This is a genomic window from Massilia sp. P2_C2, from assembly GCF_056404615.1.
In genome coordinates, this window is the sequence record NZ_JBFUDR010000012.1 from 1 (window position 1) to 20,562 (window position 20,562).

The 20,562-nt window shown below is 66.6% G+C and carries 15 protein-coding genes and 1 tRNA gene; 7 read left to right on the forward strand and 9 right to left on the reverse strand.

The genetic code is table 11. The features are described 5' to 3' along the window. Positions 1-269 precede the first annotated feature (269 nt). Complete coding sequence (locus tag AC1DYX_RS02750; protein ID WP_477256026.1) at positions 270-908, reverse strand: DUF4136 domain-containing protein; 639 nt, start codon at positions 906-908, stop codon at positions 270-272. A 216-nt stretch (positions 909-1,124) separates the two neighbouring features. Here AC1DYX_RS02750 and pepN point away from each other — a divergent pair, with 216 nt between their 5' ends. The 4 genes from pepN (at position 1,125) to AC1DYX_RS02770 (ending at position 6,390) form a co-directional block, all read left to right on the forward strand. Continuing rightward, positions 1,125-3,782 (forward strand): aminopeptidase N, encoded by a 2,658-nt coding sequence (pepN, locus tag AC1DYX_RS02755; RefSeq protein ID WP_477256028.1) that lies wholly within the window; start codon positions 1,125-1,127, stop codon positions 3,780-3,782. A gap of 131 nt (positions 3,783-3,913) precedes the next feature. After that, positions 3,914-4,915: a class 1 fructose-bisphosphatase gene (locus tag AC1DYX_RS02760; RefSeq protein WP_477256030.1), complete on the forward strand. Its 1,002-nt coding sequence runs from the start codon at positions 3,914-3,916 to the stop codon at positions 4,913-4,915. 178 nt (positions 4,916-5,093) lie between these two features. Continuing rightward, positions 5,094-5,169: transfer RNA gene (locus AC1DYX_RS02765), tRNA-Thr, on the forward strand. A 426-nt stretch (positions 5,170-5,595) separates the two neighbouring features. Further along, positions 5,596-6,390, forward strand: a complete 795-nt coding sequence (locus AC1DYX_RS02770; protein ID WP_477256032.1) for a hypothetical protein — start codon at positions 5,596-5,598, stop codon at positions 6,388-6,390. A gap of 98 nt (positions 6,391-6,488) precedes the next feature. On the opposite strand, the gene AC1DYX_RS02775 is transcribed toward AC1DYX_RS02770, so the two are convergent. Further along, on the reverse strand, positions 6,489-9,605 hold the full coding sequence (locus tag AC1DYX_RS02775; RefSeq protein ID WP_477256034.1) for an efflux RND transporter permease subunit: 3,117 nt from the start codon (positions 9,603-9,605) through the stop codon (positions 6,489-6,491). A gap of 8 nt (positions 9,606-9,613) precedes the next feature. Further along, positions 9,614-10,768, reverse strand: a complete 1,155-nt coding sequence (locus tag AC1DYX_RS02780) for an efflux RND transporter periplasmic adaptor subunit (protein ID WP_477256036.1) — start codon at positions 10,766-10,768, stop codon at positions 9,614-9,616. A gap of 191 nt (positions 10,769-10,959) precedes the next feature. Between AC1DYX_RS02780 and AC1DYX_RS02785 the strand changes: the two genes are divergently transcribed. Further along, a complete protein-coding gene (locus AC1DYX_RS02785; RefSeq protein ID WP_477256038.1) occupies positions 10,960-12,438 on the forward strand; it encodes a DUF1800 domain-containing protein in 1,479 nt (492 codons plus the stop codon). 19 nt (positions 12,439-12,457) lie between these two features. Then, positions 12,458-13,693, forward strand: coding sequence for a DUF1501 domain-containing protein (locus AC1DYX_RS02790; RefSeq protein ID WP_477256040.1), 1,236 nt, complete (start codon positions 12,458-12,460; stop codon positions 13,691-13,693). 249 nt (positions 13,694-13,942) lie between these two features. Here AC1DYX_RS02790 and AC1DYX_RS02795 read toward each other — a convergent pair whose 3' ends face one another. After that, positions 13,943-14,695, reverse strand: coding sequence for a 2OG-Fe dioxygenase family protein (locus tag AC1DYX_RS02795; RefSeq protein ID WP_477256042.1), 753 nt, complete (start codon positions 14,693-14,695; stop codon positions 13,943-13,945). A gap of 75 nt (positions 14,696-14,770) precedes the next feature. After that, positions 14,771-15,997 carry a lysophospholipid transporter LplT gene (gene lplT / locus AC1DYX_RS02800; RefSeq protein ID WP_477256044.1) on the reverse strand — a complete coding sequence of 409 codons (1,227 nt, stop codon included), beginning with the start codon at positions 15,995-15,997 and terminating at the stop codon, positions 14,771-14,773. A gap of 210 nt (positions 15,998-16,207) precedes the next feature. Here lplT and AC1DYX_RS02805 point away from each other — a divergent pair, with 210 nt between their 5' ends. Continuing rightward, positions 16,208-17,413 carry a GGDEF domain-containing protein gene (locus tag AC1DYX_RS02805; RefSeq protein ID WP_477256046.1) on the forward strand — a complete coding sequence of 402 codons (1,206 nt, stop codon included), beginning with the start codon at positions 16,208-16,210 and terminating at the stop codon, positions 17,411-17,413. 6 nt (positions 17,414-17,419) lie between these two features. Here the strand turns inward: AC1DYX_RS02805 and AC1DYX_RS02810 are convergent, their stop codons facing one another. The 4 genes from AC1DYX_RS02810 to AC1DYX_RS02825 form a co-directional block, all read right to left on the reverse strand. Further along, positions 17,420-17,611 carry an alpha-amylase C-terminal beta-sheet domain-containing protein gene (locus tag AC1DYX_RS02810; RefSeq protein WP_477256048.1) on the reverse strand — a complete coding sequence of 64 codons (192 nt, stop codon included), beginning with the start codon at positions 17,609-17,611 and terminating at the stop codon, positions 17,420-17,422. A gap of 156 nt (positions 17,612-17,767) precedes the next feature. Further along, positions 17,768-18,634, reverse strand: coding sequence for an NmrA family NAD(P)-binding protein (locus AC1DYX_RS02815; RefSeq protein ID WP_477256050.1), 867 nt, complete (start codon positions 18,632-18,634; stop codon positions 17,768-17,770). 63 nt (positions 18,635-18,697) lie between these two features. Continuing rightward, positions 18,698-19,402, reverse strand: a complete 705-nt coding sequence (locus AC1DYX_RS02820) for a site-2 protease family protein (RefSeq protein WP_477256052.1) — start codon at positions 19,400-19,402, stop codon at positions 18,698-18,700. Continuing rightward, the gene (locus AC1DYX_RS02825; protein WP_477256054.1) at positions 19,402-20,355 is read right to left on the reverse strand and encodes a DUF2167 domain-containing protein; all 954 of its coding nucleotides are present in this window, start codon (positions 20,353-20,355) and stop codon (positions 19,402-19,404) included. Before AC1DYX_RS02825 ends, AC1DYX_RS02820 begins: the two co-directional genes overlap by 1 nt. Positions 20,356-20,562: the final 207 nt, after the last annotated feature.

The following is a 20,562-nucleotide window of genomic DNA, read 5'->3' on the forward strand; positions in this document are numbered from 1 at the left end:
GCACTGTCCGCAATCGAGACAGCGATCGTCGCCTTATGGACATCCAGGCCTACATATTTGCTAAACTCGTTCATGACCTACCTCCTCAATTGCGGCTCTGCGCCGAAAGGTTCACCAACCCTCAGCGTAACCCGCGTCCGTTGAGGTTGGTAGGTCAATACATTCTGTCTACGAACGATCACTGCCGTTGGGTGGGCACCCTGTGCCCACGCGGACGCAAACACAACGCGAACGTCACGCGTGGACACGGCGTGTCCACCACGCGGCGATCAACCGTTCTGCTGCCGCGGATCCTGCTTCATCTCGATCACGCGCGACCCGCCGTTCGGCCCGGGGAACCCTTCGAACGCGCTCTGCACGAGGGCCGGCATCACGACCGGCGTCGACATCTGCCGGCTGACGTTGCGCACCGTGACGTCGAACAGGCGCCTGCCGTCCGTCGCCGAGGCGATCGAGATCTGCAGCTGGCGGTGGTAGCGGTGTTCTTCTTCCACGTCATAGGCCGGGTACGGGCCCCACAGCGGATCGTAGAACGGGCTGTACCAGCCGCCCCAGTAGCGCCGGCGCCATCCCATGTAGGCAAAGCGGGGCGAGTACATCGGTGCGAAGGTCGGGTACAGCACCTGCGTGGGTACGTCGATGGTCGAGAAGCGCATCGACACCTTCAGCGCCGGCGCTTGCGGCGCCTCGTGGAAGCCGAGGCGGCTCATCTGGGCGCGCACGAGGTTTTCATAGCTCTGCAGCTCGAGCGTATTGTCCTGCGGCGGCGGCGTCTCGAACGCATAGCTCTTGTCGGGCAACTGGGCCGGCCACTGGTTGAAGGTGGTGACGTCACTGCGGATCGTCGTCGCGCAGCCGCCCAGCAACAGGCTCAGCGATGCGACCGCCGTGATCATGGTACGTTTCATGACGAGCTCCATCTATTCGGTACCCGAAACTGTCGGGTTTCCTTTCCTGTAATCGGTCTTGTCCAAAGACCATCTTATTCCTGATACACCGTGTCCGTCGATACATTTACGCGCGGTTACTGGCTGTACATGGCGATACATTCGAAAGGTACGGATTGCGCCGGAAAGGAGTTGGTAAAATAAGCATCCCACCAACGGCTTTGCGGACCCCTGACCATGCGCACCGATACGCCTCAGACCATCTACCGTAAGGATTACACCGCCCCCAGCTACCTGGTCGATACCGTCGAACTCGGTTTCGATCTCGACCCCGCCCGCACCGTCGTCGCCAACCGCATGACGGTGCGCCGCAACCCCGCCAGCGCGCAGCGCGAAATCGAGCTGTACGGCGAAGACATCGAACTGGTGATCCTGCGCCTGAACGGCCGGACGCTGGCCGAGGGCGAGTACGTCATCGAGGGTACCCTGCTGCGTATCCCCAATGCGCCGGAAGAGGCGACGCTGGAAATCGAAACCATTTGTGTTCCAGAAAGCAATACTACCCTCAGCGGCCTGTACACGTCCAATGGCAGTTTCTACACGCAGTGCGAGGCCGAAGGTTTTCGCCGGATTACCTATTTTCCGGACCGTCCGGATGTGATGTCCCGCTATACCGTCATGCTGCGCGCCGACAAGGACAAGTATCCTGTGCTTTTGTCGAACGGTAACCTGCTCGAAGAAGGCATTCTGCCCGATGGCCGCCACTACGCCCTGTGGGAAGATCCGTTCAAGAAGCCGTCGTATCTATTCGCGCTCGTCGCCGCGCGCCTCGTCTGCCAGGAAGAGACGTTCGAACTGGCCGACGGCCGCCAGGCCCTGCTGCAGGTGTGGGTGGAAGAGGGCAACCTCGACAAGACGGATTACGCGATGCAGTCGCTGAAGCACAGCATCCGCTGGGACGAGGAACGCTGGAACCTCGAGCTCGACCTGGACCGCTTCATGATCGTCGCCGTGGGCGACTTCAACATGGGCGCGATGGAAAACAAGGGCCTGAACATCTTCAATACCAAGTTCGTGCTGGCCAATCCGCGCGTCGCGACGGACGTCGACTTCCAGGGCATCGAGGCCGTCGTCGGCCACGAATACTTCCACAACTGGACGGGCAACCGCGTCACCTGCCGCGACTGGTTCCAGCTGTCGCTGAAAGAGGGTCTGACCGTGTTCCGCGACCAGGAATTCTCGGCCGACATGATCGGCACGAGCACGGGCCGCGCCGTCACCCGCATCGACCAGGTGCGCACGCTACGCCAGGCCCAGTTCCCGGAAGATGCCGGCCCGATGGCCCACCCGGTCCGTCCCGATTCCTTCGTCGAGATCAATAATTTTTACACGGTCACCGTCTACGAGAAGGGCGCCGAGGTCGTGCGCATATACCAGACCCTGCTGGGCCGCGAGGGCTTCCGCAAGGGCATGGACCTGTACTTCGAGCGGCACGACGGCCAGGCTGTCACCTGCGACGATTTCCGCCTGGCGATGGCCGACGCCAATGGCCGCGACCTGACGCTGTTCGAGCGCTGGTACAGCCAGGCCGGCACGCCGGTCGTGCAGGCCGAGACGCGCTACGACGAAGCGGCGCAGACCTATACCCTGCGCCTCATCCAGTCGTGCCCGCCGACCCCGGGCCAGACGGAGAAGCTGCCGTTCCACATCCCGGTGGCAGTGGGCCTGCTGGGCGAGGACGGCCGCGACCTGCCGCTGACGGTCGACGGCAAGGCTTACGGCACGACGGCCGTGCTGGAACTGACGGAAAGCGATCAGACCTTCGTGTTCACCGGCGTGACGGCGCAGCCGACGCCGTCGATCCTGCGCGATTTTTCCGCGCCCGTGATCCTGAAATACGGCTATGGCGATGCCGAACTGGTCCACCTGTTCAGCCACGACAGCGACCCCGTCAACCGCTGGGAGGCGGGCCAGCGCCTCGCGATGAGCCGCCTGCTGAAACTGACGGGCCAGGTGGCCGCGGCTGGCAACGTTGCCGACCGGCTCGACCTGGACGACGTGTTCGTCGACGCCATGCGCAAGATCCTCACGGACGGCTCGCTCGACCCGGCCTTCCGCGAGCAGGCGCTGCTGCTGCCGTCGGAGACGATGATTGCCGACCAGCTGGACGTCGTCGACCCGCTCGCGATCCACCTGGCGCGCCAGTTCGTGCGCGCCGCCATCGGCACCCGCCTGCGCGCGGAACTGCAGGCCCAGTACGACGCCAACCAGACGCCGGGTGAATACAGCCCGGACGCGGAATCGATCGGCAAGCGCGCGCTGAAGAACCTGGCGCTGGCCTACCTGTGCGCGGCGCCGGACGACGCCAGCCTGGCCCTGGCCCAGCGCCAGTTCGATGGCGCGACGAACATGACGGACCGCGTGGCGGCCCTGTCGGCCCTCGTGCATGCGCGCGCGCCGGCCGCCTCCGACGCCCTGCAGCGCTTCTACGACGAATTCCAGGGCGAGGCACTGGTCGTCGACAAGTGGTTCGCGATGCAGGCCTCGGCCCCGACGACGGACGTCAACCGCGTGCGCGAACTCATGACGCACAAGGCCTTCACCTTGCGTAACCCGAACCGCGCGCGCAGCCTGGTGTCTACCTTCTGCGCCGGGAACCCGGTCGGTTTCCACGCGCCGGACGGCAGCGGCTACGCGTACTGGGCCGAGCAGGTGATCGCGCTGGACGCGCTGAACCCGCAGGTGGCCAGCCGCCTGGCCCGCGCGATGGACCGCTGGCGCCGCTACACGCCCGACCTGCAGGCCCACATGAAGCGGGCCCTGCAGCAGGTGGCGGGGCAGGCGAAGCTGTCGAACGACGTGCGCGAGGTGATCAGCAAGGCCCTTGCCAATTGAGCAGATGGTGGGCACGGGGTGCCCACGCGGACGTTTGCGGTATGTCGGCGTTGCGCGTGGGCACAGGGGTGCCCACCCTACAATGCGACGCGCCATCGATAAATCGAATTTTCACAAACTGAAGGAAGTCCATGAAACGAGTCAGCCTGACGCAATACCTCGTCGAGGAACAGCGTCTCCACAGCAACATCCCGGCATCGCTGCGCCTCCTGATCGAAGTGGTGGCGCGCGCCTGCAAGACCATCTCGCACTCGGTCGGCAAGGGCGCGCTCGGCGATATCCTCGGCAGCGCCAACACCGAGAACATCCAGGGCGAAGTGCAGAAGAAGCTCGACGTGATTTCCAACGAGATCCTGCTCGAGGCTAACGAATGGGGCGGCCACCTGGCGGCGATGGCGTCGGAGGAAATGGAATCGATCCACCCGATCCCGAACCGCTACCCGATGGGCGAATACATGCTGCTGTTCGATCCGCTGGACGGCTCGTCGAACATCGACGTCAACGTCTCCATCGGCACCATCTTCTCCGTGCTGAAGGCGCCGGAAGGCATGACGCACCCGACCGAAGCCGACTTCATGCAGGCCGGCAGCAAGCAGGTCGCGGCCGGCTATGCCGTGTACGGCCCGCAGACGATGCTCGTGCTCACCACCGGCAACGGCGTCAACTGCTTCACGCTGGACCGCGAGATGGGTTCGTGGGTGCTCACGCAGAAGGACCTGCAGATCCCCGTCGAGACGAAGGAATTCGCCATCAACATGTCGAACCAGCGTCACTGGTATCCGCCCGTCACGCGCTACGTCGATGAAATGCTGGCCGGCAAGACTGGCCCGCGCGGCAAGGATTTCAACATGCGCTGGATCGCCTCGATGGTGGCCGACGTGCACCGCATCCTGAACCGCGGCGGCATCTTCATGTACCCGGCCGACCAGCGCGACCCGTCGCAGCCCGGCAAGCTGCGCCTGATGTACGAAGCGAACCCGATGGCCTTCATCGTCGAACAGGCCGGCGGCGCCGCGACGGACGGCCGCCAGCGCATCCTCGACATCGCGCCGCATAAGCTGCACCAGCGCGTGCCCGTGTTCCTGGGCTCGAAGAGCGAGGTGGATCTCGTGACGAGCTATCACGCCGAATGATTTTTGRCCGTCCCGCATAAAAATTGCCGAGTTGGACTAGCAAGTTTGCGGAGTTGTTGTTAGAATGCGGGCTCCTTTGCGGTGCAGTCCAGTTCTGGGCGGCAAGACGCAAGGTCCAAGGGCCGCCAGCAGTCTGATGGCAGGTATGCGGACACAGGTTAAACGTTGTTCAGGTTTAGCCGCTGTAGCTCAGTCGGTAGAGCAGCGCATTCGTAATGCGAAGGTCACCAGTTCGATTCCGGTCAGCGGCACCAAACACAGTGAGAAGGGCCACCCAGCAGGGTGGCCCTTTTTGCTTTGTGCGCCCCGCACGCCACCCGTGCGCCCCCCTCCACGTTCCCGTGATCCAATGGCTCTGTTAGGCACCGCACAGTCCTCAACGACCAAAAGTTATATTTTTTGTATCGCGACGCCGCATGACGGTGTCTACAAAAACCGGCACTGCGGCACATTGCGAACGCGAGATGGATCATTACTGCACGTGGAACTTTTGAGCCTCTACAGAGTCAACGCCAACGGGCCTTGACTTGCTGCATGACTCAGCTGCTTCCGTTGATGTAGCGCAGCCCATTCTCGTGCCTTCGTCTTGTTTCGAAGGGAATAAGGGAAGATCCGGAATGTGGTGATGGTCGAGTATCGGTCTACTCCGCGTTGGTCTACATTTTTACGAGGAATTCATCATGGATAATCAGAAGTCGAGCGAAGCAAAAGGCAGCAGCCTGGGCTCGGGATCGAGCCTGGGCAAGGACACCAACGCAGGCAACCAGGGCAAGGACAGCAACCTGCCGAACGCCAGCGGCTCGGGAAACCTGGGCAGCAATACCGGTTCGGGCAGCCTGAACAAGAGCAGCCAGCTGAACCAGGGCAAGGACCAGCTCGGCTCGACCGGCAGCAGCACCGGCGGCGCCACCGCGTCCAGCACGGGCGCCGTGGGCGGCACCAGCAATGCCGGCTCGTCGTCGGGCATGGGCTCGATGGGTTCGATGAGCGCTAGCGGCTCCACCGCCAGCGGCACAAATAGCAGCATCGGCGGCAGCTCCAGCAGCAGCATGGGCTCGGGCAGCAGCGGCTTGAGCAGCCAGAGCGCCGGCGCCGGTACCGGCTCGGGCGTGGGGGGCGATGCGAAAGACCTGGGCGCCCAGGTGAGCGCGCGCGCGCAAGACCTGCACCAGTCCATCGACAAGGCTGCCGACGCCGCCCGTCCGATGGTGGACAAGGCTGCCGATGCGGCCCGTCCGGTCGTCGACCGTCTCGCGACCACCGCCCATGCCGGCGTCGACAAGCTGCAGGGCATGCTGAGCGGCGCCTCCCTCAACCTGGGCCAGCGCCAGCAGCAGCTGACCGACGCCTATGGCCAGTGGAAGGAAGCCAGCTACGAGTACGTGCGCCAGAAACCGGGCACCGCGATCGCCATCGCCGCTGCAGCCGGCTTCGTGCTGGCCAAGCTGCTGGGTGGACGTAACCGCGATTATTGATAAGTAGCGCGTTTGAACTATCCGTAGGGTGGGCTCTCCGAGCCCACGCGTGACGTTTGCATAATGCCGGCGTCCGCGTGGGCACAGGGGTGCCCACCCTACTTGTGCGCCGTTTCGCGGTCCGGCACCGGATGGCGTGGATGATGCCGCAGCCGCTTCGCGTGGCGCCCGAACCAGTGCTCGATGTCGTCGACGTAGGTGAACACGGCCGGCACCACCAGCAGGCTCAGCAAGGTCGACGTGATCAGGCCGCCGATCACTGCGACGGCCATCGGCGAGCGGAAGCTGGGGTCGCCCGACAGGCCCAGCGCCAGCGGCAGCATGCCGGCGCCCATCGCGATCGTCGTCATGATGATCGGGCGCGAACGCTTGTGGCAGGCGTCGACCAGCGCGTCGAAGCGGCTCATGCCGGCCTTGCGCGCAAGGATCGCGTAGTCGACGAGCAGGATCGAGTTCTTCGTCACGATCCCCATCAGCATGATCAGGCCGATCATCGACGGCATCGACAGCGCGCTGCGCGTCAGCAGCAGCGCGACGAAGGCGCCGCCGATCGACAGCGGCAGCGCGGCGAGGATCGTCACCGGCTGCAGGAAGTCGGTGAACAGCAGCACCAGCACGCCGTAGATGCACAGCACGCCGATCAGCATGGCGAGGCCGAAGCTGGCGAACAGGTTCTGCATCTCCTGCGCGTCGCCCAGTTCCGCGATCGTCACGTTCGGCGGCAGGTTCTTCAGGGCGGGCAGGGCGCGCGCTTCCGCGTTCACCTCGCCCAGCGAGCGGCCGTTCAGCTCCACCTCCAGCGTGACGTTGCGGCTGCGGTTCAGGCGGTCGATCTGCGCGGGGCCGCTTTCCATCGTGATGGTGGCCACGTTCGCCAGCAGCACGGGACCGTTCTTGCCGGGGACGGTCAGGCGGCCGATGGCGTCAAGGTCGGCGCGCACGGCATCGGGCAGCTTCACGCGGATCGGCACCTGGCGCTCGGACACGTTCATCTTGGCCAGCACCTGGTCGTAGTCGCCGCTGGTCGCCACGCGCACGGTCTCGCCGATGCTGGCGGCCGTCACGCCCAGGTCGGCGGCGCGCGCGAAGTCGGGACGCACGATGATTTCCGGGCGCACGAGCGAGGCGCTGGACTTGACGTTGCCGATGCCGCGCAACGTGCGCAGTTCGCGTTCGGCGCGCCGCGCGGCGACCATCAGCGCGTCCGGATCCTCGCTGCGCAGCACGAGCTGCAGCTTGACGCCCGAGTCGGGCGAGCCGACCGTGAAGCGGGCGCCGGGCACGTCGGCCAGGCGCGCGCGCAGCGCCGATTCGACAACGGCCAGTTTTTCCTTGCGATCCTGGCGCTGCACCGTCGTCACCGTCAGCACGGCGCGCCGGGCTTCGGCTGCGGTGCCGGGCGCGAACGCGTCGCCGCTGGAACCGCCGCCGATGGAGCTGAATACGCTCTTCACGTTCGGCGTGCCCATCGCCACCTGGCGCACGCGCTCGGCCACGACGCGCGTCTCCGCCAGGGGGGCGCCGGGCGGCAGTTCGACGTTGATCTGGGTCTGCGAGCGGTCGGCGGCCGGCACGAAGCCCGTCGGCAGCAGCGGCACGAGCGAGACCGATCCGACGAAAAAGAGAGCGGCCGCGATCATCGTCAGGCCGCGGTGGCGCAGGCACCACTGCATCGTGCGCATGTAGCGGCGCATCAGCGGGCCGTCGCGTTCTTCCCCATGCGGCAGCGGTTTCAGGAGGTAGGCGGCCATCATCGGCGTCAGCAGGCGCGCGACCAGCAGCGACGCCAGGATCGCCAGCACGGCCGTCCAGCCGAACTGCTTGAAGAACTTGCCGGGGATGCCGCTCATGAACGCGGTCGGCAGGAACACGGCGACGAGGGAGAACGTCGTCGCGATCACGGCCATGCCGATTTCGTCCGCTGCTTCCAGCGCCGCCTGCATCGGCGTCTTGCCCATGCGCAGGTGGCGCGAGATGTTCTCGATCTCGACGATCGCATCGTCCACGAGCACGCCCACGACGAGCGCGAGCGACAGCAGCGTCACCGTGTTCACGGTGTAGCCGAACAGATACTGGCCGAGGAAGGCGGGGACCACGGACAGCGGCAGCGCGGCCGCCGCGACGAGGGTGGCGCGCCAGTCGCGCAGGAACCACCAGACGACGAGCACGGCCAGCGCGGCGCCTTCGTACAGCATGTCCATCGATGCGTCGAAGTTGTCCTCGACCGGTGCGGCGTTGTCGATCACTTCGCGCAGCACGACGTTGCTGTGCTTTTGCTGCAGCTCGGCGACGGCCTTGCGCACGCTGTTCGCGACATCCATCTCGCCGGCGCCGCGCGTGCGGAATATCTCGAAGCCGACGACGGGCTTGCCGTCCTGCTCGGCGATGGCGCGCGGCTCCGCGACCGTGTCAAGCACGTGCGCGATCTCGTCCAGGCGCACGTGGCGTCCGTCCGGCAGCGGGATCTCCATGCGCGCCAGTTCCTGCGCCGTCTGCACCGTCGCGAGCGTGCGCACGGATTGCTCGGCGCCGCTGACGTCGCCGCGGCCGCCCGGTTCTTCGCGCTGCACGTTGCGCAGCAGGCGCGAGACGTCCAGCGCGGACACGCGCAGCGCGGCCATCTTCTGGTCATCGAGTTCCACGCGCACCTCGCGCGTGACGCCGCCCACGCGCTTGATGGCGCCCACGCCGGGCACGCCGAGCAGGCGTTTCGAGACGGTGTTGTCGACGAACCAGCTGAGGTCCGGCGCATCGAGCGCGGGCCGGCCGTGCGCGTCCGCCGCCTGCGCGGTGAAGGTCAGCACGACGCGGCCGGCGGTCGTCGTCTTCGTCACGCTCGGGTCGCGCATCTCCGCGGGCAGGTCGGCGCGCACGCGCGAGACCGCGTCGCGCACGTCGTTGACGGCGTCCGACAGGTCTTTCTCGAGGATGAATTCGACGGTGATCGTGGCCACGCCATCGAGCACGCGCGCATAGATGTTCTTGACGCCCTGCAGCGTGGCGACCGAATCCTCGATCTTGCGCGCCACCTCCGTTTCCAGCTGGGCGGGCGCGGCGCCGTCGAGCGTCGCGGTGACGGTGACGATGGGCAGTTCGATGTCCGGGAAGTCCTGCACCTTGTTGGCCCGGAACGCCAGTATGCCGGCGAACGTGAGCAGGGCGAACAGCATGATCGCCGGGATCGGGTTGCGGATCGAGAGCGCGGAAAAATTCATCGCGATCCTCAGCGGGCGGCCAGCGCCTGCACGTTGCGTACGGGATTTGGTACCTGTCGTACCAAATCCCCATCGTTCAGGAAGCCGGCGCCGCTCGTGACGACCAGCGCATCCGCGGGCAGGCCCGCCGTCACCTCGACGCGGTCGCCGAGGCGGCGGCCGGTCGTCACCTTCAACTGGCTCACGCGGCTGTCCGCGTTCAGGCGGAACACGTAGGCAAAGCCGTCGCGCACGGCGATGGCCTGCTGCGGCACCGTCAGCGCGGCCGATTCGCCCAGCGCGAACTCGCCGCTGGCGAACATGCCGGCCTTCAGCGGCGCATCCGCGGACAGCGCCGGCGGCAGGTCGACGTAGACGAGGGCGACGCGACTCTGCGCATCGACCGTGGGCGCCACGGTGCGCACGCGTCCCTGCACGCCGGCGCCGCTGGCCGTCCTGACGACGGCCTTCTGGCCCGGTTTCACGCGCGGCAGCTCGGCGGCCGTCACCTCGGCGCGCCATTCCAGGCGGCCCTGGCGGATCATGCGGAACATCTCGGTGCCCACGCCGGCGACGGCGCCGACGGTGGCGTTGCGCGCGGAAATCACGCCGGCATCCGGCGCCACGACCTGCGTGTACTTCAGGCGCAGCCGCTGCTGGTCCAGCGTCGCCTTTGCGGACGCCACGCGCGCGGCGGCCGTGCGCTCGGCCGTGACGTATTGCGTGATCTGCTGCTCGCTCATCGCTCCGGAACTTTGCAGGGCGCGCGCCCGCTGCGCGTCGGCCTTTGCGGCGGCCGCATTCGCCTCGGCTTCCTGCACGGCGGCGCGCGCCTGCGCGAGGTCCGCCTCGACCGGCGCAGCGTCGAACACGGCCAGCACCTGACCCTTCCTGACGACGTCGCCCACGTTGACCTTCACATCCGCAAGGCGCAGGCCGTTCGACTCGCTGCCGATCACGGCTTCCTGCCAGGCCGCCACGTTGCCGTTGGCCGCCAGCCGCAGCGGGAGGTGCGAGCTTTCCGGCTTCGCCGTGGTGACGGTCAGCGCGGGGCGCGGCGCGGCCGCCTTGCCGTCGTCGGCGGCGCGGCTGGAGACGAAAACGCCGGCCGTGCCGGCCAGGATGGCCGCGGCGCATACAACGAGGGCGGGCCGGGACAGGCGGCGGAGATATTCTGGATTCATGGATGGTCAGGGCAGAAGAATGCCGGAACGTTGCAGCGGCATGGCCCGCCAGTGTAACAAAGCCCTCCGCCCTGCGCCCGTTCCGTACGTACGATTTGTATAGGCTGGTTACAAATCCTTACGCCTGAAACGTCGCGCCGATATTCCTGCTCGTCCATTCAGGGTTAAATGATGGAGAAAGGATATCGAACATGACCCTTCGCGCAGCGCTTGCCGTCCTGCTCGCCGCCCTGGTGACGGCCCATGCCGCACCGGCGCAGGCGGACGCGCCCATGGATGAGCAGGCCCAGGCGCAGCATGTGCTGAACCGGCTGGCCTTCGGGCCGCGCCCCGGCGACGTCGAGCGCGTGGCCGGCATGGGCGTGCGGCGCTGGATCGAGGAACAGCTGCATCCGGAGACGATCCCGCTGCCACGCGACCTGACGGCGCGCCTGGCGCAGCTCGACACGGTCAACCGGAGCGCGGGAGACTCGCTGGACGAATTCGTGGCGCTGCGGCGCGAGGTGCGCATGGAAGACGAGGGTGCGCGGCAGCGCCGGCGCGAAGCGCAGATGCGCGCGGCGCGCCAGGCGGCCGCAGCCCGGCTGTGGCGCGCAGTGGAGAGCCCGCGCCAGCTGGAAGAAGTCATGGTCGACTTCTGGTACAACCATTTCAACGTTTTCGCCGGCAAGGGCATAGCCCGGGCCCTCGTCGCCAGCTACGAACGCGACGCGATCCGGCCGTATGCGCTGGGTTCCTTCCGCGCGCTGCTGGGCGCGACGGCGAAGCATCCGGCGATGTTGTTCTACCTCGACAATGCCGTGTCGTCGGCGCCGCGTCCGGACGCGAAGGGCAAGGCGCGCGGCCTGAACGAAAACTATGCGCGCGAACTGATGGAATTGCACACGCTGGGCGTGGATGGCGGCTACACCCAGCGCGACGTGACGGAACTGGCGCGCATGCTGACCGGGTGGACGTTCGACCAGCGCCGCCTCGTCAACCAGGGCGAGACGTTCCGCTTCGATGCGAACCGCCATGACGGCGGCGCCAAGACCTGGCTCGGGCACGCGATCGCGCCCGCCGGCCAGCAGGAAGGGGAATACGCGCTGGACGTGCTGGCCATGCACCCGGTCACGGCGCATCACGTGAGCCGCGAGCTGGCCCGGTACTTCGTCAGCGACGATCCGCCGCCGGCCCTCGTCGACCGCATGGCGGCCACGTGGCTCGCGTCGCAGGGCGACATCCGCGCCGTGCTGGCGACCTTGTTCGTCAGCCGCGAGTTCATGGCCGCCGGCGCCGCGGGCGCCAAGTTCAAGACGCCGTACCAGTTCGTGGTGTCGGCGGTGCGGGCCGCCGCGGTTCCCGTGACGAACGTGGAGCCCCTCGTGGGCGCGCTGGACCAGTTGGGCATGCCGCTGTACGGCTGCCCGACGCCGGACGGGTACAAGAACACGCAGGACGCGTGGCTCAACCCGGACGCGCTGACGCGGCGCATCGCCTTCGTGACGGCGCTGGCCGCCGGCCGGCTGCCGCTGGCGCCGGGGAGCGATTCGCCCGTGCTCGATCCGGCCCGCGTGCAGGCCACGCTGGCCGGATCGGTGTCGGCGCGCACACTCGGCATCGTCCAGCGCAATCCGGACAAGCTGCGGGCCGCCATGCTGCTCGGCAGTCCCGATTTCATGCAGCGCTGATTCTTCCCTGGAGGCCGACATGCGACGCAGGCACTTCCTCGACGCGCTGGCGCTGGGCGCCGGCATCCTGCTGCCGGTGGGGCGTGCCGCCTGGGCCGTCAGTGCGCCCGCCAATCCGACCGGCAAAAAGCTCATCGTCGTGATGCTGCGCGGCGCCGTCGACGGCTTGAACGTCGTCGCCCCCGTCGGCGACGCCAATTACGCGCGGCTGCGGCCCACGATCGCCCTGGCGGCGCCCGGCAAGGATGGCGGGGCGCTCGACCTCGACGGCTATTTCGGCCTGCACCCCGCGCTCGCGCGCCTGCAGCCGCTGTGGCAGGCGCGCCGGCTCGCCTTCGTGCACGCCAGCGGTTCGCCGGACGCGACGCGCTCCCACTTCGACGCCCAGGACTACATGGAATCCGCGACACCCGGCCGCAAGAGCACGCCGGACGGCTGGATGAACCGTCTCGTGGCCGCGCTGCCCGGCCCGCAATCGCCGAGCCGGCTGCTGGGCGTCGGTCCCGTGCTGCCGCGCATCCTGTCCGGCCGCGCCGCCGCCGTGAACCTGCCCAACGTGGCGAACGCCGCGCGCGCGGACCTGCTCGACCGGCCCGCCGTCAAGGCCGCCTTCGACGCGCTGTATGCCGGCCACCCGCGCTTCGGGCGCGCATACGCGGACGGGCGCGCGGCGCACCGCGAGGTCATGGATGCGCTGGAAAGCCACGAGATGCAGGCCGCCGACCAGGGCGCGCCGCTGCCGAACGGCTTTCCCGGCGACGCCGCCCGCCTGGCTGGGCTGATGCGCAACGACCCGAACATCCAGTTCGCCTTCGTCGCGCTGGGCGGCTGGGACACGCACGCCGCCCAGGGCGCGGCCAGCGGCCAGCTGGCGAACCGCCTGGCACCGCTGGGCGAGGGCCTGGCCGTGCTGGCCGAGCGCCTGGGTCCGCTGTTCGATGACACGGTCGTCGTCGTGATGTCCGAATTCGGCCGCACGGCGCGCGAGAACGGCAACGGCGGCACGGACCACGGTCACGGCAATGTGATGTGGGTCATGGGCGGAGCTGTGCGCGGCGGTAAGGTTTACGGCGACTGGGCAGGCCTCGACGACGCGCAACTGAACGAAGGGCGAGATTTACCTGTCTCGACCGATTTTCGTTCTGTGCTTGCGCAAATTTCGGAACAACATTTAATGTTAGGCGATAACCATTTGGAGCAAGTCTTTCCCGCAATGCCGCAAAAGCGCCTGGCTTTCCGTTTTATCAAGACCTGACCGGCTCCTGTCGTCTCGCTCTAGAGGTGGCACTCTAGATATCGTAGTTCTACGGTATTGCAGTGCACAAAAAATAGGTCTATAGTAGGAACTGTCTCCTCCAGTTTTTCTCCGAAAACCTGGATTCAGCCCGCACCGCAAGGTTGCGGGCTTTTTTTTTAACAGTATTTGTCCGGCGYTAACATCTTTCGGCGCACACGGTCTGGCGGGAGAGTTGGCGCGGCCGCCGGGGCCGCGCGGTGTCGACGATCAGGCGCCGGTCGTCTCGGCGTCGTCGCCCTGGAAGGCGTCGGCGCGCCAGGTCAGCACGAGCGTGTCGCGGTGGGCGTTCTCGCCGACGGGCTGGATCGGCGTCGATTCGTGGATCACGGCGGCATCGTCCAGCAGCAGCAGGGTCCAGGGTTCCGTCATCGTGAAGCGCTGGCCCCTGGGGCCATTGGCCTCGAAGACGCGGGTCTCGCCGCCCTTGATGTTATGGCGCCCGATCAGGATCACGGCGACGAAGTCCACGCCGTCGCGGTGCGCGCCTTCCGGCGTGGGGCGGCCGATGCCGTCGGCCGTGTCGATGCGGAACTGGTGCGCCTCGACGTACCATGTCTGCGGGCCCTTCGCCTGCGAGCACATGGTGCCCAGCGCGCGCAGCAGTTTGCCCCAGGCCGGCAGTTCGACGGTGGACGGTTCGACGGGCACGAACAGGCGGTGCATGCCGCCGTGCAGGGCGTTGTACTCGACCGGCTGCCAGTGCGCGCGGTGCGGGCTTTGCGTGAGGCTGTCGCCGCAGTCGACAAAGCAGGAATGCCGGCGCCGGCGGTAGCGGCCGCCGTCCTTCAGGTAGTTGTCGAGTTCCAGGCGTTCCCAGCTCGGTGCCAGCGCCTGCAGTTCTTCAAACGTGCAGCCGCAGAGCTGCGCCACGTCGGTGGGACGCAGCAGGGCGTAGCCGTCGCCGCGCAGCGCATCCACGATGCGGGCAGGATCGGTAAAGGGTGGTTGCGGTATTGTCATTCCCTTAGCGTAGCACCTTTTGCACACAGCCGTGATGGGTGGGCTTGGCCGTCGGCGGAAGCCGCTGCGGACACGTCAGCGATCGCGCGGCGCCGCCATCCCGCGCAAGCCGACGGTAACGAGCACGACCAGCATGCCCAGCAGCACGAGCACGGTATCGAGCCGCAGCTGCGCCTGCAGCGCCAGCGCATAGCTGGCCGTCATCGCGAGGATGGCGAGGTTCTCGTTGAAGTTCTGCACGGCGATCGATTGTCCGGCGCTCATCAGGCGGTGGCCGCGGTGCTGCAGCATGGCGTTCATGGGCACGAGGAACAGGCCGGCCAGGATGCCGATCGCGAGCAGCAGCGGCAGCGCCACGCGCACGGAATGGACCCAGACCATGGCGCACAGCCCGATGCCCAGCACGACCCCGAGCGGCATCACGGCCAGCGAGCGCACGAGCGGCACGGCCTTGCCGGCAATGGCGGCGCCCAGCGCGACACCGAGCGCGAACACGCCTTGCAGCGCGGCCGCGTGGTCCAGCGGCAGGCCCAGCACCGTCTGCGCCCACGTCAGCAGCAGTACCTGCAACACCATCCCGGTGCCCCAGAACAGCGACGTGACGCCGAGCGAGATGCGGCCTTCGCGGTCGCGCCACAGGGTGCGGTTGCAGCGGTAGAAATCGGCCAGCAGCGCGGGCAGCGCCCGGTGCGTGCCGGTCGGACGGGCGCCCGCGTGCATCACGGGCAGGTTCAGCAGCGTCGCGAGCAGGTAGGCCAGCACGATCACGGCCACCGCCATGCCGATGGGCGAGGCTTGCCAGGGCAGCGTGAGGGAGGAGGGCAGGCGCAACAGCCAGGCGATCGCCTGCGGATTGGCGGAAATGACGCCGCCGAGCACGGTACCGAGGATCATCGACAGCACGGTCGTCCCCTCGATCCAGCCATTGGCCGCCACGAGCCGGCGCGGCGGCAAGACCTCGGCCAGGATGCCGTACTTGGCCGGCGAGTACGCGGACGCGCCCAGTCCCACGATGCCGTAGGCGAGCAGGGGATTGGCCTTGGCGAGGATCAGCGAGCAGCCCAACATCTTGATGGTGTTCGTCAGCAGCATCACGCGGCCTTTCGGAAACCGGTCGGCGAACGCGCCGGCGAACGGCGCCAGCAGGATGTACGACAGCACGAAGCCCATCTTCAGGAGGGGCGTCATCCATTGCGGGAACGAGAGCGTGGCGATCAGCGAGACGCACAGGATGAACAGGGCGCTGTCCGCCAGCGACGAAAAGAACTGGGCGGCGACGATCGCGAAGAAAGCGGCATTCATGGGAGTCGGTTTCTTGGCCGAGGCTGCGGTTAACCCTGTATATCACAGCCTTGGTACGGGCCGGTTTCGCTTGCTCATGCGAACAAAAGTACATTAAAAGACTATTAATCCTTGCGATTGCAATAATCCGTTAGTTTTGCATAACAACAATAGTTTTATACTTAAGGAATCATTTTTGACCGACATTGCGCCGATCGGCGAAGGGGGCAGATGGACGCGTTCACACTCATCGTGGCCGCCGCGCTCGCGGCGCTGACCATGGCCGCCGGCATGGGGCTGCTCTATGTCGCCAGCGCGCGCCAGGCCTGCCTCGCCGACTGGACGGTGGCCGGCATCTTCTTCGCCCTTAGCAACTTGACGGCCGCCATCGGCCTGCAGGGGCGGGACGGTTCCATCGTCGTCATCGCCTGCGTCAATGCCCTCCACATCGGCGGGCACTTCGGCATGCTGGCCGGGGTGCGGCGCCACCTGCGCCTGGCGCCCGGGTGGTGCTGGGGCGTGCTGCTGATGGTCGGCGTGCTGGCKGCGCATGGGCTGCTTTTCCTGCGCGGCGTGCCGCTGTACCGGCTTATGCTGTTCACCCCCTTCCTGTGCGCGATCAACCTCGCGGTGGCCTGGTTGCTGTGGCGCCGGCGCGAGCGCGAGGCGCGCGCTTCCTACCTGCCGCTGATCGTGCTGCAGGTGCTGACCGCGCTGGTGCAGGTCGTGCGCGTGGTCGTCCTGATCGTGTACGACGGCGATCCGCCGGGCTTCCCGGGCGGCGAATTCTTCCGCACGTCAGGCGCGCTGCAGATACTCGTGTACCTGGCGCTGGGGACGGTGTGCTGCGCGTTGATCGTCACCCACCAGCAGACGCTCGCGCTGCGCCGGGCGTCGCTGACGGACGTGCTGACCGGCTGGCTGAACCGGCGTGCCCTGCACGACATCGCCCTGAGTGAATTCCGCCGCAGCCGGCGCACCCGCTCGGCCATGTATTTCATCATCTTCGACATCGATCACTTCAAGTCCGTCAACGACCGCTTCGGCCATGGCGTGGGCGACGCGGCCATCTGCCACGTGACGGCACTGGGGGCGCGCGTGTTGCGCGGCTACGATGCGTTGTTCCGCATCGGCGGGGAGGAGTTCGCCGTGCTCGTCTGCGGCGAGGATCTGGCCTGCGCCTGCCGCATCGCCGAGCGCGTGCGCGAGGTGGTGGAGGCCGCGCCGCTGACCGTCGGCGGCACGGCCGTGACGATGACCGTCAGCGTCGGTGTGGCCGCGCTGGAAGAGTGCGACCAGCAGTGGGAAGACATCCTGCGCCGCGCCGACGAGGCGCTGTACCACGCCAAGCAGAATGGCCGCAACCGCGTGAGCGTGCACGGCCGCGACCTGGCGGAAGGCGGCCAGCCGGCGCGCCTGCAGGTGGTCGAAGCCTGAGTTACTTCATCCAGACGGCGTAGTTGTTGCCCGAGGTCTGCAGCGTCCAGCCGGCGCCCGGCTCCAGCTGTTCGGGCCGATCTTCATGGCCAGCTGGTGCGTGTTGCCGGTGATGATGGCCGCGTACAGGCCCTGGGTCGCCTGCTGGATGGCGACGGCCGACGTCGACGTCACGCCCGCGTTCTTGCGTGCCGCCATCAGCGCCGCTATCTGCGTCTTCAGGGTTCCAGTTATAGATGTGCGGATAGAAACTACGTATCACGCAATCATTCTGCATATGTCTTTGTGCTCTGCGGGATAGATTGTTGTCTGAGCATATTTGTATGTCAACTCAATTGGCATATGTGTGTAGTTTTAATACTTACCACGCTCGACCACACCGCGGATGTAATCGTCCAGCGTCGTGGTCCCCCGCACCGGCGCATCCGGCCAGCGATCCTGTTCGTCCAGCACGGTGCCGGTCATGCAGACGTAAGAGCGCGCCGCTTCCGGCGAGAAACCGAGCTGGCGGAATGTCTGTTCCCATGCGCGGCGGGGGATCACCTCGACGTCGACGGGGCGGTCCAGTGCGTGGGCAAACGCGTCGGCGACGTCGCGCGGCGTGTACCGGCGCGGCCCTTCGACGTACCAGGTGCCGGTGTGGTCGGCCGGTTCCAGCAGCCGGCGCGCGGCCGCTTCGCCGAGGTCGCTAGGTGCGACCATCGGGATCGCGACGTCCGCCGGGAAGAAGCTCGGCAGCTTGCCGCGATGACGGACAGCGGCGAGCATGTCGGCCCAGTTGCTCATGTAGTAGGCGCCGCGGTTGACGGCGACGGGTACCGGCTGTGCCCTGAGCTTTTCTTCGAATTCGAACAGTACGGTCAGGTCGCCGCACGGGGTGCCCGGACGGGCGCCGAACGTGGACACCGCCACGGCCTTGCGCAGGCCCGAGTCCAGCACGGCGTCGGCGATGGCGGCGGCGTTGGCCCGTTCCACGGCGTCGGTGTCGGTGAACGGGGCGGCTGGCGGATTCAGCAGCAGCGCGGTCGTGCCGGTGCGCAGGATCGCGCGCAACGCGTGCACGTCGCGCACGTCGGCGACGGCGATTTGCGCGCCCGCGTCCCTGAGGCCGGATGCATGGCCGGCATTGCGTGTAACGACCGTGACTGGCTCGCCGCGCCGCAGCAGCGCGCGTGCCGTCGCCGAGCCGACCCGTCCTGTTCCTCCAATGATGATATGCATGGCCATTCCTTTCCATTCGTTGCGAAAGGCGACCATGGTAAGGGTCGCTACTGACAGGTTCTGTCAGTAGCGACCAATCATCTCGTGCAGGTCGTAGCTCATGACGGCCAGGAAGGCCGCCAGGCCCAGGTACATGACGCCGTAGTGGATACGGGTGTCGAGCGGCACGTCGTAATACGGTTGCCCTTTCAAGTCGCCCGACAGCGCCAGCTTGATCTGCGGGTAGGCCAGGATCGCGATCAGGATCAGCATCGGGCTCGGCCGGTAGAAGAACAGGGCCGCCAGCATCGGCACCCCGGCGAGYCAGATCTTCGGCGAGATGACCGCCGTGATGCGGCCGCCGTCGAACGGCATGGTCGGAATGAGGTTGATCAGGTTCAGCATGCAGCCGGAGTAGGCCAACGCCAGCATCAGCTGGCTGTCGGTCTGGCGCCCCAGCCAGTAGCAGCCGAGGGAGGCCAGCGTGCCCACCAGCGGGCCGGCGAAACCGATCCAGGCTTCCGTCTCGACGTTATGCGGCATCTGCTTGAGTTCGACCCAGGCACCGACGAACGGAATGAACGTCGGCAACCCGACGTCCAGCCCGCGCTCGCGCGCCGCCGCGTAGTGGCCCAACTCGTGGATGAACATCAGCAGCACGAACCCCACCGCGTACTTCCAGCCGAACACCCAGCTGTACACCAGAATCGACAGCAGCATCGTGCCGCCCGTCGTGAGCACCTTGCCGAGCTTGCCGGCCACGAACAGCCATGCGATGAGCTTGCCCATTATTTGCTCAGGTCGACCTTGGCCGGTGCCGGTTCGTCGATGTCAACTGCGGCGACGGGCTCGGGTTGCACCTTCGGCTTGCGCTTGAAGAATTTCCAGATCGCGGAGCCGACCGCGGCGAACGCGATGATGATCAGCTTCTTGAATGCCAGCAGCAGGGCGACCAGCTTGCCGAACAGGCCCAGCTTGGCGGCCACGCCACCCGCGACGAGGGCCGCGATGCCGTATTCCGCGACCTTGTCGGTCTTGTCGTTGAAGTCGGCGTAGCGGTTGCCGGCGGTGAAATTGGTGAAGGCGGTCACCTGCTGCATCTCGGTCTTGATCCGGCCGAGCTGGCTGATGTCGGCGACGGCATTCAGCACCAGCACGCCTTCGCGGCCCAGCACGCGGATGTTGTAGTTCAGGCCGTGGTGACCCGAATCCTCGCTCACCAGGTCCTTGGCCCAGTACAGCTTGTGCGCGGCCTTGTCGTAGTGCGGCATCTCGGCCCAGCCGGCCAGGCGCATGCCCGGATACCCCTGCTTCTTGCGCTCCTCGTTCGCGGCCGCGAGACCTTCCTGCATGTCCTTGAGCAGGTTGTTGTAGTCGATGCCGTCGGCATCGTCGTCCTTCACGTGGCCATCCTTGTCATAGGTGACCACGACGCCCCAGCCATCGTTCCCCAGCGGATTGACGCCGGCGGGCACGATCATGCCCAGCGTCTGCGCGCCCGGCGGATTGCCCCAGGCGACCAGCAGGTGATCCGTGTCGGTCGGGTTCAGGTAGCGGAAGCCGGACGGCAGGTCCAGCGTGGCGATGCCGCCGGGGAGGGCGACGTGGCCCTGTTGCGGTTGCATCGTCGTGACCAGCTGGCGGGCCGCTTCCTCGGCGGCGTGGTCGTCGGGGGCGGCAATGGCCGTGCTTGCCGTGCCCAGGGCCAGGCAGAACAATCCGCTGAGGATGTGTTTGAGCATGATTTCTTTCTTGGGAAAAAGATATCAATGCTACTGGAGTTTTGGTTGTACATACTCACTTATTGTCACCGGTGGTGTYTGGCGAGGCAGGTGGGCACGCCGCGACAGAACTGGCCACATCGCGAGAGCCGGTTGCCCGCGAGAAATCGAGGACGGACAGAAATAAAGTGTCGTTTTTGCAACAAATGGAGAAAGCCGCACAGCTCT

What these genes read in the sequence shown, in the direction of transcription:
- AC1DYX_RS02750 (WP_477256026.1), bottom strand. Translation starts at nt 908, where the DNA reads ATGAAACGTACCATGATCACGGCGGTCGCATCGCTGAGCCTGTTGCTG.
- pepN (WP_477256028.1), top strand. Translation starts at nt 1,125, where the DNA reads ATGCGCACCGATACGCCTCAGACCATCTACCGTAAGGATTACACCGCC.
- AC1DYX_RS02760 (WP_477256030.1), top strand. Translation starts at nt 3,914, where the DNA reads ATGAAACGAGTCAGCCTGACGCAATACCTCGTCGAGGAACAGCGTCTC.
- AC1DYX_RS02770 (WP_477256032.1), top strand. Translation starts at nt 5,596, where the DNA reads ATGGATAATCAGAAGTCGAGCGAAGCAAAAGGCAGCAGCCTGGGCTCG.
- AC1DYX_RS02775 (WP_477256034.1), bottom strand. Translation starts at nt 9,605, where the DNA reads ATGAATTTTTCCGCGCTCTCGATCCGCAACCCGATCCCGGCGATCATG.
- AC1DYX_RS02780 (WP_477256036.1), bottom strand. Translation starts at nt 10,768, where the DNA reads ATGAATCCAGAATATCTCCGCCGCCTGTCCCGGCCCGCCCTCGTTGTA.
- AC1DYX_RS02785 (WP_477256038.1), top strand. Translation starts at nt 10,960, where the DNA reads ATGACCCTTCGCGCAGCGCTTGCCGTCCTGCTCGCCGCCCTGGTGACG.
- AC1DYX_RS02790 (WP_477256040.1), top strand. Translation starts at nt 12,458, where the DNA reads ATGCGACGCAGGCACTTCCTCGACGCGCTGGCGCTGGGCGCCGGCATC.
- AC1DYX_RS02795 (WP_477256042.1), bottom strand. Translation starts at nt 14,695, where the DNA reads ATGACAATACCGCAACCACCCTTTACCGATCCTGCCCGCATCGTGGAT.
- lplT (WP_477256044.1), bottom strand. Translation starts at nt 15,997, where the DNA reads ATGAATGCCGCTTTCTTCGCGATCGTCGCCGCCCAGTTCTTTTCGTCG.
- AC1DYX_RS02810 (WP_477256048.1), bottom strand. Translation starts at nt 17,611, where the DNA reads ATGGCGGCACGCAAGAACGCGGGCGTGACGTCGACGTCGGCCGTCGCC.
- AC1DYX_RS02815 (WP_477256050.1), bottom strand. Translation starts at nt 18,634, where the DNA reads ATGCATATCATCATTGGAGGAACAGGACGGGTCGGCTCGGCGACGGCA.
- AC1DYX_RS02825 (WP_477256054.1), bottom strand. Translation starts at nt 20,355, where the DNA reads ATGCTCAAACACATCCTCAGCGGATTGTTCTGCCTGGCCCTGGGCACG.